General features: G+C 63.7%; 14 protein-coding genes. 10 read left to right on the top strand and 4 right to left on the bottom strand.

Going from position 1 to position 15,335, the window contains the following annotated elements; translation table 11 throughout:
* Positions 1-12 precede the first annotated feature (12 nt).
* The gene (gene tssA / locus HWY05_RS02655) at positions 13-1,524 is read left to right on the top strand and encodes a type VI secretion system protein TssA (RefSeq protein WP_176057300.1); all 1,512 of its coding nucleotides are present in this window, start codon (positions 13-15) and stop codon (positions 1,522-1,524) included.
* Between the two features lie 43 nt (positions 1,525-1,567).
* Entirely contained in the window at positions 1,568-1,855 is a 288-nt protein-coding gene (locus HWY05_RS02650; RefSeq protein WP_176057299.1) for a DUF6150 family protein, read from the top strand.
* A 102-nt stretch (positions 1,856-1,957) separates the two neighbouring features.
* Here the strand turns inward: HWY05_RS02650 and HWY05_RS02645 are convergent, their stop codons facing one another.
* Complete coding sequence (locus HWY05_RS02645; RefSeq protein ID WP_035558054.1) at positions 1,958-2,527, bottom strand: SPOR domain-containing protein; 570 nt, start codon at positions 2,525-2,527, stop codon at positions 1,958-1,960.
* Positions 2,528-2,864: 337 nt separating this feature from the next.
* Here HWY05_RS02645 and HWY05_RS02640 point away from each other — a divergent pair, with 337 nt between their 5' ends.
* The 3 genes from HWY05_RS02640 to HWY05_RS02630 all read left to right on the top strand — a co-directional run bounded on the left by HWY05_RS02640 (position 2,865) and on the right by HWY05_RS02630 (position 6,865).
* Positions 2,865-4,106, top strand: a complete 1,242-nt coding sequence (locus tag HWY05_RS02640; protein WP_176057298.1) for a hypothetical protein — start codon at positions 2,865-2,867, stop codon at positions 4,104-4,106.
* 18 nt (positions 4,107-4,124) lie between these two features.
* The gene (locus tag HWY05_RS02635) at positions 4,125-6,530 is read left to right on the top strand and encodes a GNAT family N-acetyltransferase (protein WP_176057297.1); all 2,406 of its coding nucleotides are present in this window, start codon (positions 4,125-4,127) and stop codon (positions 6,528-6,530) included.
* Positions 6,531-6,598: 68 nt separating this feature from the next.
* Complete coding sequence (locus tag HWY05_RS02630; RefSeq protein WP_176057296.1) at positions 6,599-6,865, top strand: hypothetical protein; 267 nt, start codon at positions 6,599-6,601, stop codon at positions 6,863-6,865.
* A gap of 52 nt (positions 6,866-6,917) precedes the next feature.
* Here HWY05_RS02630 and HWY05_RS02625 read toward each other — a convergent pair whose 3' ends face one another.
* Together HWY05_RS02625 and HWY05_RS02620 are read right to left on the bottom strand one after the other, a co-directional pair.
* Positions 6,918-7,907: a zinc-dependent alcohol dehydrogenase family protein gene (locus HWY05_RS02625; RefSeq protein WP_176057295.1), complete on the bottom strand. Its 990-nt coding sequence runs from the start codon at positions 7,905-7,907 to the stop codon at positions 6,918-6,920.
* A gap of 41 nt (positions 7,908-7,948) precedes the next feature.
* Positions 7,949-9,064, bottom strand: coding sequence for an alkene reductase (locus HWY05_RS02620; protein WP_176057294.1), 1,116 nt, complete (start codon positions 9,062-9,064; stop codon positions 7,949-7,951).
* A gap of 475 nt (positions 9,065-9,539) precedes the next feature.
* Between HWY05_RS02620 and HWY05_RS02615 the strand changes: the two genes are divergently transcribed.
* The 4 genes from HWY05_RS02615 (at position 9,540) to HWY05_RS02600 (ending at position 13,800) form a co-directional block, all read left to right on the top strand.
* Positions 9,540-10,292, top strand: coding sequence for an SDR family NAD(P)-dependent oxidoreductase (locus HWY05_RS02615; protein ID WP_176057293.1), 753 nt, complete (start codon positions 9,540-9,542; stop codon positions 10,290-10,292).
* Positions 10,293-10,413: 121 nt separating this feature from the next.
* Positions 10,414-11,742 carry an MFS transporter gene (locus HWY05_RS02610; protein WP_176057292.1) on the top strand — a complete coding sequence of 443 codons (1,329 nt, stop codon included), beginning with the start codon at positions 10,414-10,416 and terminating at the stop codon, positions 11,740-11,742.
* A gap of 48 nt (positions 11,743-11,790) precedes the next feature.
* On the top strand, positions 11,791-12,969 hold the full coding sequence (gene rhmD, locus HWY05_RS02605; protein ID WP_035558025.1) for an L-rhamnonate dehydratase: 1,179 nt from the start codon (positions 11,791-11,793) through the stop codon (positions 12,967-12,969).
* A 48-nt stretch (positions 12,970-13,017) separates the two neighbouring features.
* Complete coding sequence (locus tag HWY05_RS02600; protein WP_035563404.1) at positions 13,018-13,800, top strand: SDR family NAD(P)-dependent oxidoreductase; 783 nt, start codon at positions 13,018-13,020, stop codon at positions 13,798-13,800.
* Between the two features lie 36 nt (positions 13,801-13,836).
* On the opposite strand, the gene HWY05_RS02595 is transcribed toward HWY05_RS02600, so the two are convergent.
* Complete coding sequence (locus HWY05_RS02595) at positions 13,837-14,838, bottom strand: LysR family transcriptional regulator (protein ID WP_035558023.1); 1,002 nt, start codon at positions 14,836-14,838, stop codon at positions 13,837-13,839.
* A 138-nt stretch (positions 14,839-14,976) separates the two neighbouring features.
* On the opposite strand from HWY05_RS02595, the gene rhaM reads away from it, so the two are divergent.
* A complete protein-coding gene (gene rhaM, locus HWY05_RS02590) occupies positions 14,977-15,306 on the top strand; it encodes an L-rhamnose mutarotase (protein WP_176057291.1) in 330 nt (109 codons plus the stop codon).
* The last annotated feature ends 29 nt before the right edge of the window (positions 15,307-15,335 follow it).

Raw genomic sequence — 15,335 nt, 5'->3', positions numbered from 1 at the left:
AAGGAGTTAGACATGGAGCATCCACTCGATTATGCGAACGGTTTTTTGAGTGCGGCGTACGGCATGACCTTCGCGACGCTGCTCGCGCCGGTCAGCATCGCGCAGCCGCAGGGCGAGACGCTGCGCGGCACGCCGCTGTGGCAAGCGATTCGTCGCGCGCGCGAAGCCGATGACGCGTCGCTGCCGCTCGGCGCGTGGGTGCGGCAGCTCAAGCGCGCGAACTGGGGTGAAGTCGCGTCGGGCTCGCTCGATGCGCTCGCGCATCGCAGCAAGGATCTCCATCTGGCGGTCTGGCTCACCGAAGCGTTGCTGCATGAGCACGGTTTCGCGGGACTCGCGACGGGTGTCGCCGTTGTCGACGCGTTGTGCGAGCGCTATTGGGACGTGCTGTATCCGGGTGCGGCGGATGGCGATTTTGAGCATCGGGCGAATCTGTTTCGCTGGCTCAATGAGAAATTGATTGCGCCGGTGAGGCTGGTGCCGTTGACGGTGGTGGGTTCTGCGGCTCTTGCTGCGAATGGTGCGGGGTTCGCGTCTGCGGAGTGGCCGGGCGGAGCGCAGCAGCAGTCGCCGATGGGCGAGCCGGAGCGGCTTTATGCCTGGGCCGATTGCGAACAACTGCGACGCCAGCACCAGTCGCCACAGAGCGGCTCGCGTGGCGGCGACGACGAGGGTGGCGTCGATGCCGCCGACTTCGATAAAGCCCTGGCGGCGACATCGACGGAAGTGTTCATCGGTCATCACGCGGCACTGAGCCAGGCCCTCGCGGCGCTGGCCAAGCTGGGCGGGACCCTCGATCAATGCTTCGACGGCGACCCGCCGGGCGTCGGCGCGCTGCGCGGCGTGCTCGAACAGATTCATGCGTTTGTCAGCGCGCAACTGGTGCAGCGGGGTATGCCGTTCGGCGTCGCCACGCGTGTGGCGAGTGGGGCGAGTGTGGTCGCTGCAGCGCCGACGCCGACGCAAGGACATGGCTATGGGTCGCATGCCGAAGCGGGTGTCGTACCGTTGACCGATACGATTTCCGTGGCGGTGTCGATGGCGGCGCCGGTCAACGTGGATGGCGGGGCGTATTCGGCTGCGACTGCTGCGAATGGAAATGGCGGGGCGTATTCGGCTGCGAGGTCATACGCCGATGGCGGGGCACATTCGGCGGCGGTCGGATACGCGGATACCAGCACGCACCCGGCGGCGGCAGCGAACGTCGATAGCGTTACGCAGGCGGCCGTTCATCACGCACCGGACCACGCAGCGGCACCGACGCTTCGCGACGAAGCCAGCGCATTGCCGCATTCGGTCAGCGCGCGCAAGCGTGCGTACGCGCAACTGGCCGATGCTGCCGCCGCGCTGGCCGAACTCGAACCGCATAGTCCGGTGCCGTATCTGATTCGCAAGGCGGTCGAGTGGGGCACGCTCAATACCGCACAACTCTACGACGAACTGTTCATTCAGGGACGCGGGCAACTGAACGTCTTCGATCTGCTCGGGCTCGGCGTGCCGCAAACCGAGGAGCAGGCATCGTGACGACGATCCTTACAGCATCGACGCGAACCGCAAGGAGCCGCTGATGGCACGTATCTACCAGGCCGAGACGATGGGCGAAGCGGATCTGCGCGTGGCGCTGGTCACCGATCGAGGACGCGCGGATCTGCTGGTGAATCGCGTCGGCAGTTACGGGTTGGCGGTCGGCGATGCGCTGTGGTTTATCACGCCGCAGCGGCAGAGCGCGAATGTCATCGTGTTCTTCTGCAGCGAAGGATTCGCGCAATTGAAGGTGTGTTTCGTGCCGACGCGCGGCGAAGCGGGCTGGGTGCATGACCGGCCGCATCGGTGGAGAGGGCGGCTCGGGCGGTGAGTTGGGTGTGTTATGGGCGCGCTACGGGCGATGCGAGTGCGGTGCGGGCTGAGGCTGACGGAGGGGCACGGTGCGCAATGGGCGATGGACGACTCTCCGCGCTCAACGCGCTGGCGGCGGCAACAGGACAACCGGCGGCAACGCAGTCGACTTCAACTGCCGGCCGACCACCAGTTGATCGGCGCTGGCGGCTTCCGGCGACGGGTAGTCGCCGACCGCGACGATCAGCGGCTGGCCGCTATCAGTGATCGGCACGATGGTCGCCTTGTAGCCCTGCTCGCTGACCGAACCGGCGAACAGTGAGGCGGCGTCGCTCGACGTGAAAGTCGCGGCTTGCAACGCGTAATGGCCATGCGCGGGAGGCGGTGCCGGCACCAGCAGACTGGCGATCGGCGTCGATGCGGCAACGACCGGGCTGGCAGGATTGGCGGCGCCCGCGGGCGTGGCGCTCTTCGCGATCACCGCACCGCCCGCGACGGTCGAGCCGCCGTTGGAAGACGACGCTGAAGACGACGTAGCCGCCGCTTTCGAAGACTCACCAGGCAGCAGCGCGGCGGCCTGCGCGGCGAGCCGCTCGATCGGTGCCTTGAGGTTCGAAGGCGCGAGGGTGCCGGCGGCGAACATCACGGCGCCGAAGGCAACCAGCAACAGCAGAAAGAAGACTTTAAGCATTCTGGTAGCGCAATAAGCGGGCAAGAGGTTCGTTAGAACAGCGGCCTCAATCATAGACAGTGACGTGCCGCTTGGCGAGCGTGATCGACGCGGAGCCACTCCACCGGCACGTTTTGAAACACACGCACAAGCATTCAACGCATCAGCTTCCGGAGACGCATACATCATGAATGGATCGCGCAAAGGTTCGAAGCCGTCTCGCATGCCGATCAAGCAGTTACCGTCGGCTGCGGACAGGCGGGCGGAGCGGTTCAAGCAGGCGGTCCAGCGCTCGTCGGACCGACGGCAGGAGTTGATCAACGCGCGACGTTACTCAGCGCCTGTTGCGCCGAACCCCGTGACATCCCATTCGCCGTTTCCGCCGTCGCCGTTCTCGATGCCACAGCACAGCATGACGTCGCCATCGCCGTTCTCCATGCCGCAGCCGTTGCATCAACCGCTGCTGCAATCACCGCACCCGTCGTCGGCGATGGATGTCGAGATGACGCCGCACAGTGCGCCGTCGAGCGCGCCGTTGTCGCCGATGCATCTGCCGCAGGCCCACGCGCAACCGCACGCGCCGCAACTGGCGCTGCCGCCGACGCCCGAGCAGACGCTCGGCATGCCGCAGAAAACCTGGGCCAAATTCAGCGAGACCTCGGCGACCGAGCGTCGCCGCGACGTGATGGGCCTGCCCGCGCCAGTCAACCGGCCGTCGCCGGAACTCAGCAATTTTCTCTACGACAAAGGCGGCGTGAAGCTCGAGCATCAGGTGAAGTACGGCCCAGGCGCCGGCATCGAATCGGTCGATCAAAGCGGGCTCGATACGCACTACGGCGATAAAACCAGGCCGCGTTTGTCGCAGTATTCATCGAACCGCGAGCACTATGTCCGCGCGGCGAACGAGGCCGGCCGGCCGCTCACTCACCAGGAGTACGACGTCAGCCAAGGCATCGCCCCCGGTCCCACCAGCATCAATCATGTGATCGCGAGCGGGACCGGTCAGAACCTGATGAACCAGATGACGTTGCAGTTCCATCAAGGCGTTTCGCGTTTCGGCACCGCGAAGTTCGGCAAGGACCAGGGCGGCATGCTTAACGGCATCGCGGAGCAGGCGGCGGCGGTCGGCCGGATGACCGGCATCGGCCGTGCGATCCAGAGCGAGGAAGCGCCGCAGGGCCCATTTGCCAGAGCGGTGAGCGGCAACCCGGGCGGCGCCGGCGGTTCGGCTCGCGATGAGCATCTGGTCAAGCGCGACACGATGATGAAAAACGTGCTGACCGCATTTCAGGGGAACACACCGGACAAGCGCTTCGGCGGCTACAAGAGCTACCTGAAGAACACCTTCGATTCGTTCGGCAATCTGCGGCTCGGGCACGGCACCGGTAATGGCCGTGTCAGCACCGGCCTCGATGTGCCGTTGACCAGCAGCATGACGCCGACCGCGCGCGGCGAACGGCTGTATCAGGCGAACCTGACGTTCGGCATGCCGTCGATGGAGACCGCACAGAAGGTGCAGGGCGGAGGCGGCAACTACCGCTCAGGTATTTTCACGACCACCACGACTGGGCTGAAGTTGACCAGCAGCACGGAAAAATAACGGGGTGAGGAGGGCGGCATGAGGGACACGGATCTGCGGGTCGAGGACAAGTTGGCGCGTGGTGTTGACGGCGGCGATGATGGTAACGACACGCAAGTTGCGTACACCGGCCTGCGTTTCGCCGACGTTTGCGCGACGCTGCCGGTGGCCGGGCCGCTCGCCGATATGCTGGCGGGACCGCGATGGGCCAATGCGTGGGCCGACGCGATCGTCTGTTTCTGGGAAACGGAGTCCGCGCTCGGCACGCTCGATTCGGACCAGTCGCTTTATGTGCTCGATGTCTCGCCAGGACGCGGGGTGCTGGCGTGGTTGCTGGTGCAGGCGATCGAAGATCGTCTGTCTTCGAGTGATGTGGCGGGAGTCGATTGGCGTTATCTCGTCTGTGATGAAGGATGTGACGAAGGGCGTGAAGCGGGTGAGGTGGATGCTGTTGCGACAGCGAGTCCAGCGCACGAAACGCTGCAGCATCTGCGCACGCATCCCCGCTTCGCTTCACTGATCGAAACGGGACGTCTCGACACAGCGAGCTGGTCACTCTTCACCGATGGCGCGTTACGACCCGATGGCCAGAAAACCGCGATCGAGCGACTCGTTAACCCAGTTGTCGCCGTCGCGGCCGGCTGGTTTTCGCGGCAGCCTGCCGACCTGTATGCGGCGCATTACGGACAATGGCTTGAGGCCTACGTAGAAGCCGACATCGACGTCTCGGCAGACGCCGCCGCATACACGCTGTCCTATCGATGGCAGCCGGCGTCGACGGATGATCTTGCGCCACTGTGGGGGCCGCTCGCCGAACGTTATGTCGCAAGTCTCGTCAGTGCCAGCGTGCTGCTGCCGACCGGCGCGATGGCGCTGGCGGATGCCTTGCGACGATTGAGCGGCGAGCGCTATCTGCTGCTCGCATGCGACATTGGCGCATCGAGCGAAGCGGACTTGCGCGACGGTGCGCTGAGCGCGCCCGACACGTGGCTGCCCGGCGACACGAGGGCGCCCGTCAACTTTCACGCGCTTGCCTGGCGGCAACCGTCCGCATGGGTGGTGCAGCGCCAGACCGACGCGCACGATCTGGCGGTTCAGGCAGTCTGGTCGCGTGCCGGCAGCGAACCGCCGATGACGGCACGGCTGAAGCTGACAGACATTATCGAACGATGCGAGCCGTGCGACGCGCGACGACTTGCGCAGGTTGCCGAGTCGGTTGCGGAACACGCGCCGCTCGATACCCTGGCCACGCTGTTGCGCGCCTCCGCTTATGACCCGGCCGTGCTGGCCGCCATGCTGCCGCATTGGCCGGCGCGCGCCGCGCAACTGTCGGGTGCGTCGAATCAGACGGTGCAGTTGTGGCGGCACGCGTTCGCGCAAACGTGGCGGCATCATTTGCCCGACACGCAGACCGCGCAGTTCGATGCGCAACTGGCGAGCGCAGCGGCCGCGTCAGGCGATTGGCAACTCACGAAGGAGATCTGGCGCAGCGTGTTGGCGGTCGATGAGAACGCGCGCCTGGGGAGCGTGGGAGATGCGGGTGAATTGCGGCGTTGGAGCGAAGTGAATGGCGCGAACGAAGCGCAGACAGTGAACGATGCGAAGGCAACGTTCGGCGCGCAAGCAGCGAACGAGACGCAAGCAACCCACGAAGCAAACGAACAACACCACGCTCGCTGGCGCGCTTGCGTCCACCTGCATCTCGCGCATTGTCTGGCATCGAGCGGCGAGCTTCCAGCGGCCTGCACGCACGTCGAGCACGCACACATGCTCGATCCCGACGACCCGGACGTGCACGCGTGGCAAATTGAACTCGAAGCACGCGCGACTCGGCGACGCGCGCTACCGTGGTATCGCCCCGACCTCGCACGCGACGCCGCACTGTCGATCGAGCCGCTCGGCGTCGAACATGCCGACGCGCTGCTCGCGGCCTTCACCGATCCGCATCTCGCCGCGCTGGCAAATCTGCCGTCGCTGAACGAACCGCAAGACGTGCAGAAGTGGCTCGAAGCAGACGCCACCGAAGCGGGCCGCATGAGTTACGCGGTGATGGACGCGCGGCACGGTTTCATCGGTGTCGTGAGTCTGTGCCGTGCGGGTGACGCCGCGCACTTCTACTTCTGGATCGATGCTCACGCGCAAGGGCAAGGCTTCGGCACGCGCGCGGCGCTGTTGTTATTCGAGCAGGCGCGAGCGGATGGCATCGCGGATATTTTCACGGCGTCGTATGCGGAAAATGCGCGCTCGCACGCCGCGTTGCGGCGACTCGGTTTCAACCGTCTGCCGGTGCGCCCGGCGACTGAGCCCGAGGTCGGCTTCTTCCATCTTTGTACTGCGGTGGCCGGCGCCGCGGCGCACGTGTCGTTACAGGACACGATCGCGCGCTTTACGAATTTATGCGAGGCGATCGATGCACCAGTCGAACTCGCCGCCGAAGCAGCGTGACATGCCACGACAAGTACACGCTGATCTGAAATCACATCAACGATAGACGTACAACGGGGAAGCTCACCATGCATCACGGAAACGGCGGCACGGGCTCGGTCGAACATACGGACGCGGTTGCTTTCAACGGTGGCGTGCAGCGACGGAACTCGATCACTCAGGCGCACGAGATTCACGCGTTGCAACCGACCGGGCCGGTGACGCACGTCTCCAGGGCTCAACTGGAAGGCGTGCGGCACGGTGGTTCGATCGATGCGAACGCGTTGATGGGACTGCTCCATCCGTCGACCGAGGTCCCTTGGGACCCGAATAAGAGGCTGGGTGGCAGACGGTAGTGAGACGTTCGCCACTCCCCGGCGAACGTCTCAGTCACACTCACTCAGCCGTTCATACCGTCACAACGATCTTCCCAAACTGACCATTCGTCTCCAGATACCGGTGCACCTCGACCATCTCATCGAACGAGAACGTGCGATCGATCACCGGCTTGAGCGCGCCACTCGCCAACCCTTTGAGAACATAATCCACCGCCGCCTTACGACGCGTCTCATCCCCACTCGTCAACCAGATGTTGTGCGCCTTGACGGTGATCATCTTCGCGATCATCTCGAGCACCGGCAGCGGCGTGACTTCATCGCTAAGCGCACCGTAGATATACGCAATGCCCTGAAACGACAGCGCCGAAATCAGTTTCGCAAAGTTCGGCCCGCCGACCGGATCGAACACCACGCGTGCACCCTTGCCGTCCGTGATTCGCTTCACTTCGTCGAGCAGATCGGTTTCGTCCGTCACCACCACGTGAGCGGCGCCCGCGTCGAGCAACTGCTGACGTTTGGCCGCACCACGCGTCAGCGCAATAGAAGTCGCACCGGCGTAATTCGCAAGCTGGATCGCCGCGAGTCCAACACTGCTCGACGCCGCCGGCACGATCACGAAGTCGCCTTTCGTCACCTTCGCATCTTCGATCAGCGCGCCGTACGCCGTCACGAACATCATCCACACCGAGGCTGCCTCGGCATGCGACAGCGACGGCGGATGTTTGACGACAGCATAGTCCGGCACGACGATCACTTCGCCATAGGTGCCGTACTGATTCATCGAGAACGACGGGATCACGTTGACCTCGTCGCCGGCCGCGAAGCCGCTGACGTCCTTGCCGACCGCATCGACAATCCCGGCGGCTTCATAACCGAGACTCGCCGGAAACTTCACCGGTTCGATGTACTGGTCGATGCGCCACATCGCTTCCGCGCGATTGATGCCGATCGCTTTCACCTTGATACGAATCTCGCTCGGACCCGGTTCGGGTGTCGCTGTGTCGACGAATTCGAGAACTTCCGGCCCGCCGGCCTGGGCGAACTTGATAGTGCGTGACATGAAAACCTCCTACGTTGATGGATAACGAAACACGAATCGACTCAGACGGTCGCTTCGGCTTCTACGACAGGCTGATAGGCGGGAAAATCGGAGTAGTGCGTTTCATCGCCGCCCCAGAATGCGGCGCGGACGTACGGCGTGAGCGGCAGCTTGTGCTTCAGACGATACGGCAAATCCGGGTTGGACGAGAAATGGCGGCCAAAAGCAACCAGGTCCGCGTCACCGCTTGCAACGATGGATTCGGCGCTATCGCCGTCAAAGCCACCCGCTGCAATGATCGGCCCGGAAAAGTGCGGACGAAGATACTTCACCGCGACCGGCGGATGACCTTCGTGCAGCGTCTCGTCACCCTTGATGCGCGGTTCGATTACATGCAGGTAAGCGATCTTGTACTCGTCGAGCACTTTGGCGACATGGCTGAAGGTGGCTTCGGGATTGCTGTCCGAAATGCCGCCCCATTCGCCCGATGGCGAAATGCGCACGCCGACGCGATCCGCACCCCACACCGAGATCAGCGCTTCGACTGCTTCACGCAGAAAGCGAACACGGTTTTCGATCGGACCGCCGTAAGCGTCGGTGCGTTGGTTGGTGCCGTCCTGAATGAACTGGTCGACCAGATAACCGTTCGCGCCATGCAGTTCCACGCCGTCGAAGCCGGCATCGAGCGCGCGTTGTGCCGCAACCCGGAATTCCTCGATGACGCCGGGAATCTCGTCGATAGCGAGTGCGCGGTGCGGGGACGCGGGCACGAAGCCATCCTTCGTCAACGCGACGCCGTCGAACGGAACCACCGACGGTGCAACCGGGTCCACGCCACCTGTCATTTCAACGTGGCTTTGACGTCCGCCGTGAATCAGTTGCATGAATACGCGGCCGCCTTTGGCGTGAACGGCATTGGCGATCGCTTTCCAGCCGGCCGTCTGGCCGTCGTGGTAGAAGCTCGCCGCGCCGAGATAGGAGCGGGCGGTGACGGAGATGCTGACGCCTTCGATGATTTCGAGTCCGCCTTCGGAAGCGCGCTGGCCGTAGAAGTCGGCCATCATCGGGCTCGGAATGTCGCCGGGTTGAATGGTGCGCAGGCGCGTCATCGGCGCCAGCGCAACGCGATGCGAGAGGGGGTAAGCGCCGACGGTGATCGGGGTGAATAAGCGGGCCATGATCGTTTCCTTTGCCGTGAAGTGAGTAACAGAATGCGATCCGCGTTGCCCCCATTTCAAAACCCGGCGATAGATCGAATGCATGGCCGAAGAGTGGGGGTGCTCCGTGTTGCGGGGTGGAGCGACGCGTCGCTGCCGTCTGATGGTTAATTTAGGCCTGGCCCGGAAAATTTAAAAAGACTTTATAAGCGGGGTGGCATACCTGTCAGGCATGGGTGGGGCGGCCGCAGGCTGGTTGGACGGCGTTGTTTCCGTGCTGCCAGATTTCGCTTGCAGCAAACGGTTAGAGAATTCCGCGCCCCATAGAACGACGGAGCCCCCGATCCACTTTTGTTATCACCCCCTCCAATACTCGGATTGTTAGCGCATCGCCCCGCTCGTATATTGGCCGGACAGTGAGCAGTAAGCTCACCCAGCCCATAGACATAGACAAAAACACAACGGCAAGCCGCCCGGCCTGCCCAGGAGCACAGCGATGAATCGGATCGATCTGGAGGGACGCGTGGTCGCCATTACCGGCGGCGCGCGCGGTATCGGCTACGCGGTGGCGCAACGGGCGCTGAACTCGGGCGCGTCCGTCGCGCTCTGGGACATCGACGCGGACCGCCTCGCGCGCAGCCAGCGCGAGTTGAGCGAACTCGGCAAAGTCACCACCGTCAGCGTCGAACTCACGCAGGAAGCCGCCGTTGCTGAAGCGGTCGCGCAAACCGTCGCCGCGCACGGCGCGATCGACGTGCTGATCAATTGCGCCGGCATCACCGGCGGCAACGGCGCGACGTGGGAACTGGAGCCCGACGTGTGGCGCCGCGTAATCGACGTGAACCTGATCGGCCCGTATCTGACCTGCCGCGCGGTTGTGCCGCAAATGCTCAAGCAGGGCTATGGACGCATCGTCAATATCGCCTCGGTGGCCGGCAAGGAAGGCAATCCCAACGCCTCGCACTACAGCGCCTCCAAGGCGGGGCTCATCGGCCTGACCAAATCGCTCGGCAAGGAACTCGCGACGAAGAACATTCTCGTCAATGCCGTCACGCCCGCCGCGGCCAAAACCGAAATCTTCGATTCGATGTCGCAACAACATATCGACTACATGTTGTCGAAGATCCCAATGAACCGTTTCCTGTTGCCGGAAGAAGCGGCCTCGCTGATTCTGTGGCTGTCGTCTGAAGACTGCGCGTTCAGCACAGGCTCCGTGTTCGATCTGTCCGGCGGCCGCGCGACTTACTGAGCCGCGGCAACATGGCGACGGTCGCCATACACGCATTACCCGTACTAGCCGCATGACCCGCCGTACTCAAGATAAAAGCGCATAGCCGCCGCCCGTCGGCGAGCTTCGCGAAGGAGACGACATGGACCCGCAGGCGAACAGTTCGCTGGAGGCGATCAACAGCAAGGTCATGCGCCGGCTGTTGCCGTTTCTCCTGCTCATGTACGTGCTGGCGTTTCTCGACCGCGCCAATATCGGTTTTGCGCAGAAGGCATTGCAGCACGATACGGGTCTGTCGAACGCGGCGTTCGCGTTTGGCGCGGGCGTGTTTTTCGTCGGCTATGCGCTGTTCGAGGTGCCGAGCAATCTGCTCTTGCATCGCTTCGGCGCGCGGGTGTGGATGTGCCGGATCATGGTCACGTGGGGGCTCGTCTCAGCCTCGATGTGTCTGGCGCACTCGGCCACCACGTTCTACGCGCTGCGCTTTCTGCTCGGCGTCGCCGAAGCGGGTTTCTTTCCCGGCGTGATCTATTACCTGACTCACTGGTTTCCGCAACGCGCGCGAGCGCGGGCGGTCGGCGTGTTTTATTTCGGTGCGCCGCTGGCGTTTATTTTCGGCAGTCCGTTGTCGGGTTCGCTGCTCGAATTGCATGGCGCGTGGGGTCTCGCCGGCTGGCAATGGCTCTTTCTGGTGGAAGGCGTGTTGGCGTCCGCGGTGGGCGTGTGGGCGTTCTGGTATCTCGACAACCGTCCCGACGACGCGCAATGGCTCGATCCGCAAGAGCGCGCCAGTCTGCGTGCCGCACTCGAAGACGATGCGCGCGCCGCGTCGGCGCATGGACCGCATCGCATTCTCGCTGCGCTAGTGGATCGTCGCGTGTTGCTGCTGTCGGCGATCTATCTGCTGATTCAAATGAGCGTGTACGGCGTGATCTTCTATCTGCCGCAACAGGTCGCCGCTTTGCTCGGGACAACCGTCGGTTTGCGCGTGGGTCTCGTCGCCGCGCTGCCGTGGTTGTGCGCGCTGGCTGTCACCTGGTACGTGCCGCGCCGCGCGGATCGCACAGGCGGACATCGGCGTTGGGCCGTCGCATTGCTGGTGCTCGCCGGGCTCGGCATCGCTGCGTCGGGACTCGCGCACAGCCCCGTGCTTGGGTTAATCGCCTTGTGTTGTGCGGCGAGCGGCTTCATCGCGGCGCAACCGCTGTTCTGGACATTCCCCACTCGCACGCTGACGGGCGCGGCGGCTGCCGGCGGCATCGCGTTGATCAATTCGCTCGGTGGACTCGGCGGCTTCTTTGCGCCGAGCTTGCGGACCGCGGCGGAACGCGCGTTTTCGTCGACGTCGGCGGGACTGGTGGTGCTAGGCGTCTCCAGTCTGCTCGCCGCGCTGCTGATCGGCACGCTGTTGCGCCGCGACGCGAGCGGGGCCAACGATTCTTTCCAAACCTTATTGCATCGCGCCCGCTAGGCGCATTGTCGGCCGGTTCGTCGACGCACTTATAACGGAGCCTCTCTCATGGCCATGCCCACTATCCGGCACGTGCGTGCCTTCACTGTTCGCGGCGGCGGAGCGGACTATCACGACCAACCCGGCGGACATTGGATCGACGATCATATTTCCACGCCGATGGCGCGTTATCCGGAGTACCGGCAGAGCCGCCAGTCGTTCGGGATCAATGTACTCGGCACACTGGTCGTGGAGATCGAAGCCAGTGACGGCACCGTCGGCTTCGCCGTGACCACGGGGGGCGAGATCGGCGCGTTTATCGTCGAGAAACATCTCGCGCGTTTTCTCGAAGGGCAACTCGTGACCGATATCGAGAAGATGTGGGATCAGATGTACTTTTCGACGTTGTATTACGGCCGCAAGGGCGTGGTGCTCAATACCATTTCAGGCGTCGATCTCGCACTGTGGGATCTGCTCGCGAAGGTGCGCAAGGAACCGGTGTACCAACTATTGGGCGGACCGGTGCGCGACGAACTCGTGTTCTACGCGACCGGCGCGCGTCCGGACCTCGCGAAGGAGATGGGGTTCATCGGCGGCAAGCTGCCGTTGCAACATGGACCCGCCGAAGGCGAAGCGGGTCTCAAGCAGAATCTCGACAAGCTCGCCGAAATGCGCAGCCGCGTCGGCGACGACTTCTGGCTGATGTACGACTGCTGGATGAGTCTCGACGTGCCGTACGCCAAGCGGCTCGCGGACGGGGCGCACGAGTATGGCCTGAAGTGGATCGAAGAAGCGCTGCCGCCCGACGACTACTGGGGTTACGCCGAACTGCGCCGCAACGTGCCGCGCGGCATGATGGTGACGACCGGCGAGCATGAAGCGACACGCTGGGGTTTCCGCATGTTGCTGGAGATGCAATGCTGCGATCTGATTCAACCCGACGTCGGCTGGTGCGGCGGCATGACCGAACTGATCAAGATTTCCGCGCTGGCCGATGCGCACAATGTGATGGTGGTGCCGCACGGTTCGTCGGTGTACAGCTATCACTTCGTCGTCACGCGGCACAACTCGCCGTTCGCCGAGTTTCTGATGATGGCGCCCAAAGCCGACGAAGTCGTGCCGATGTTCACGCCGCTGTTGCTCGACGAACCGGTGCCCGTGAATGGACGCATGAAAGTACCGGACACGCCGGGCTTCGGCGTGAGACTGAATCCGGAATGCGCGCTGGTGCGGCCGTATCCGCGTTGAACGCACGCAGAGTGCGTGCTGTGCGCTGAAATCGAAAAGGAGAATGACGTGCTGCTCAAGGACAAGGTCGTGATCGTCACCGGCGGTTCCCGAGGCATCGGCCGCGCGATAGCGGTTGCGTGCGCAACCGAAGGCGCGGACGTGGCGATCAACTACTGGGGCGATAACGACGCATCGTACGGCCGCCGTTCGGCGGTCGCGGAGGTCGTCGAGGAAATCGAGGCGCTGGGGCGGCGCGTGATCGCGATCGAGGGCAACGTCGCCGCGCGCGAAACCGGCCAGGAGCTGGTGCGTCATACGGTCGAAGCGTTCGGCAAGGTCGACGTGCTCGCCAGCAATGCCGGCATCTGTCCGTTTCACGCGTTTCTCGACATGCCGGCGGAGATTCTGGAGTCGACGGTAGCGGTCAATCTGAATGGCGCGTTCTACGTCACGCAGGCCGCCGCGCAGCAAATGAAAGCGCAGGGCACGGGCGGCGCGATCGTTGCAACCAGTTCGATCAGCGCGCTGGTGGGCGGCGGCATGCAGACGCACTACACGCCGACCAAAGCCGGCGTGCATTCGCTGATGCAATCATGCGCGGTCGCGTTGGGACCGTACGGCATTCGCTGCAATTCGGTGATGCCCGGCACCATCGCCACCGACCTGAACGCAGAAGATCTCGCCGACGAAGCAAAGAAAGCCTACTTCGAAAAGCGCATTCCGCTGGGCCGCCTGGGCCGCCCGGAAGACGTGGCCGATTGCGTGGTGTTCCTCGCCTCCGACCGCGCGCGCTACGTGACCGGCGCCGCGCTGCTGGTGGACGGCGGCCTGTTCGTCAACCTGCAGTAACGCGCGATGCCGATGCCGATACCGCTGCCGCCGCCGTCAATGCACCGGAACCGAAGCGGTCGCGGAGGGCGGCGCGGGCACGCTATCGACATCGTCGCGCGCGAGCTTGCGCGAGAAACCGCGCAGCAGGTCGATGAAACGCAGCGCCGGTTCGGCGAGCGGTTCTTCCTTGCGCGTGAGAATGCCGAAGCCCGCGAGACTCTTGCCGATTTCGAGCGGCAACGCGACCAGCAGCTTGCCGCGCAAATGATCGCGCACCACCGACTCCGGCAACATGGCCACCGCGTCGTAATTCTCGAGCAATTGCAGTGTCGCGAAGATCGACGCGCATTCGGTCAGGTTGACCGGCGTGGCCAGTCCCGCCCGCGCGAGTTCTTCTTCGAACAGCACGCGCGCCGGGCTGGTGACGGGTTGCGCGACCCACGGCCAGTCGATCAGTTCGCTCAGCGTGATGCGCGAGCGCTCGGCCAGCGGATGCACCGCGCGCACCACCAGCAGCAAGGTTTCGCGTGCCAGCGGTTCGAAGCTGAAATCGTTGTGCTGGAGAGGATTGGTCAGACGCCCGAGCGCCAGATCGACTTCGCGGCGATGCAGCAATTGCACGACCTGGTCGCTGGTTTCGCCGAGAATCCGCACGTTCAGCAGTGGGCTTTCGGTTTTCAAAGCGGCGACCGACATGGCGAGCAGATCGGGCGCGGCGCCCATGATCGCGCCGACGGTCAACTGTCCATGTCCGCCACGCCGTTTGACCTCGAGGTCTTCGGCGAAGCGGGTCAACTCGGCCAGTGCGCGCCGCGCGTAAGCGAGCGTCACGACACCGAGCGGCGTGGGCGTCATGCCGCGCGCGTTGCGCTCGAACAGCAGAAAGCCGAACGCTTCTTCGATATCGCCGAGCATGCGGCTCGCGCTCGGCTGCGCGACGTTGATGGCCTCGGCGGCCTGATGGAGGTTGCGGGCGTCGTCGAGCGCGACGAGCAGCGCGAGATGTTTGAACTTGAGCCGATTGACGAGTGCGACGGCAGCGGAGTGTTGGCTCATGGCCCTGTGCGATTCGGTTTGTGGATCGCCCAATCCCAACAACGGATTGAGATGCTATCGACGCAGGAATTATAGTCGCATCAGACGCTCAGCCGCATCGCCGGAAAAGCGCCCGAATACGACGGGAGACAAGCCGCAATGGAGACAATCGCTTTCCGGATGGTGCTCAACCCCGGCATGCGCGAAGAATACGAGCGACGTCACGCGCAAATCTGGCCCGAGCTGGTTGATGCGTTGCACAACGCCGGCGTGCGCGAGTACCGGATTTTCTTCGACGCGGACACGAACCATCTGTTCGCCATCCTGACGCGCACCACGCATCACACCATGGACGACCTGCCGCGACTCGACGTGATGCGCAAATGGTGGGATTACATGGCCGACATCATGCAAACCGCGCCTGACCATACGCCGCTTCAGCTGTCGCTCGAACCGGTCTTTCATCTGAACTCGCTGAGCCTGACGTGATCCGATGAACGCGCCTCTCTCAGCAGGTT

This window comes from Paraburkholderia sp. BCC1876 (assembly GCF_902833695.1).
Taxonomy (GTDB): Bacteria; Pseudomonadota; Gammaproteobacteria; order Burkholderiales; family Burkholderiaceae; genus Paraburkholderia.
The sequence above is the reverse complement of the archived record's forward strand: the minus strand, read 5'-3'. Positions and strand labels throughout refer to the sequence as shown.

What these genes read in the sequence shown, in the direction of transcription:
- HWY05_RS02615 (WP_176057293.1), top strand. Translation starts at nt 9,540, where the DNA reads ATGAATCGGATCGATCTGGAGGGACGCGTGGTCGCCATTACCGGCGGC.
- HWY05_RS02620 (WP_176057294.1), bottom strand. Translation starts at nt 9,064, where the DNA reads ATGGCCCGCTTATTCACCCCGATCACCGTCGGCGCTTACCCCCTCTCG.
- HWY05_RS02650 (WP_176057299.1), top strand. Translation starts at nt 1,568, where the DNA reads ATGGCACGTATCTACCAGGCCGAGACGATGGGCGAAGCGGATCTGCGC.
- rhaM (WP_176057291.1), top strand. Translation starts at nt 14,977, where the DNA reads ATGGAGACAATCGCTTTCCGGATGGTGCTCAACCCCGGCATGCGCGAA.
- rhmD (WP_035558025.1), top strand. Translation starts at nt 11,791, where the DNA reads ATGGCCATGCCCACTATCCGGCACGTGCGTGCCTTCACTGTTCGCGGC.
- HWY05_RS02610 (WP_176057292.1), top strand. Translation starts at nt 10,414, where the DNA reads ATGGACCCGCAGGCGAACAGTTCGCTGGAGGCGATCAACAGCAAGGTC.
- HWY05_RS02630 (WP_176057296.1), top strand. Translation starts at nt 6,599, where the DNA reads ATGCATCACGGAAACGGCGGCACGGGCTCGGTCGAACATACGGACGCG.
- HWY05_RS02635 (WP_176057297.1), top strand. Translation starts at nt 4,125, where the DNA reads ATGAGGGACACGGATCTGCGGGTCGAGGACAAGTTGGCGCGTGGTGTT.
- HWY05_RS02595 (WP_035558023.1), bottom strand. Translation starts at nt 14,838, where the DNA reads ATGAGCCAACACTCCGCTGCCGTCGCACTCGTCAATCGGCTCAAGTTC.
- HWY05_RS02625 (WP_176057295.1), bottom strand. Translation starts at nt 7,907, where the DNA reads ATGTCACGCACTATCAAGTTCGCCCAGGCCGGCGGGCCGGAAGTTCTC.
- HWY05_RS02645 (WP_035558054.1), bottom strand. Translation starts at nt 2,527, where the DNA reads ATGCTTAAAGTCTTCTTTCTGCTGTTGCTGGTTGCCTTCGGCGCCGTG.
- tssA (WP_176057300.1), top strand. Translation starts at nt 13, where the DNA reads ATGGAGCATCCACTCGATTATGCGAACGGTTTTTTGAGTGCGGCGTAC.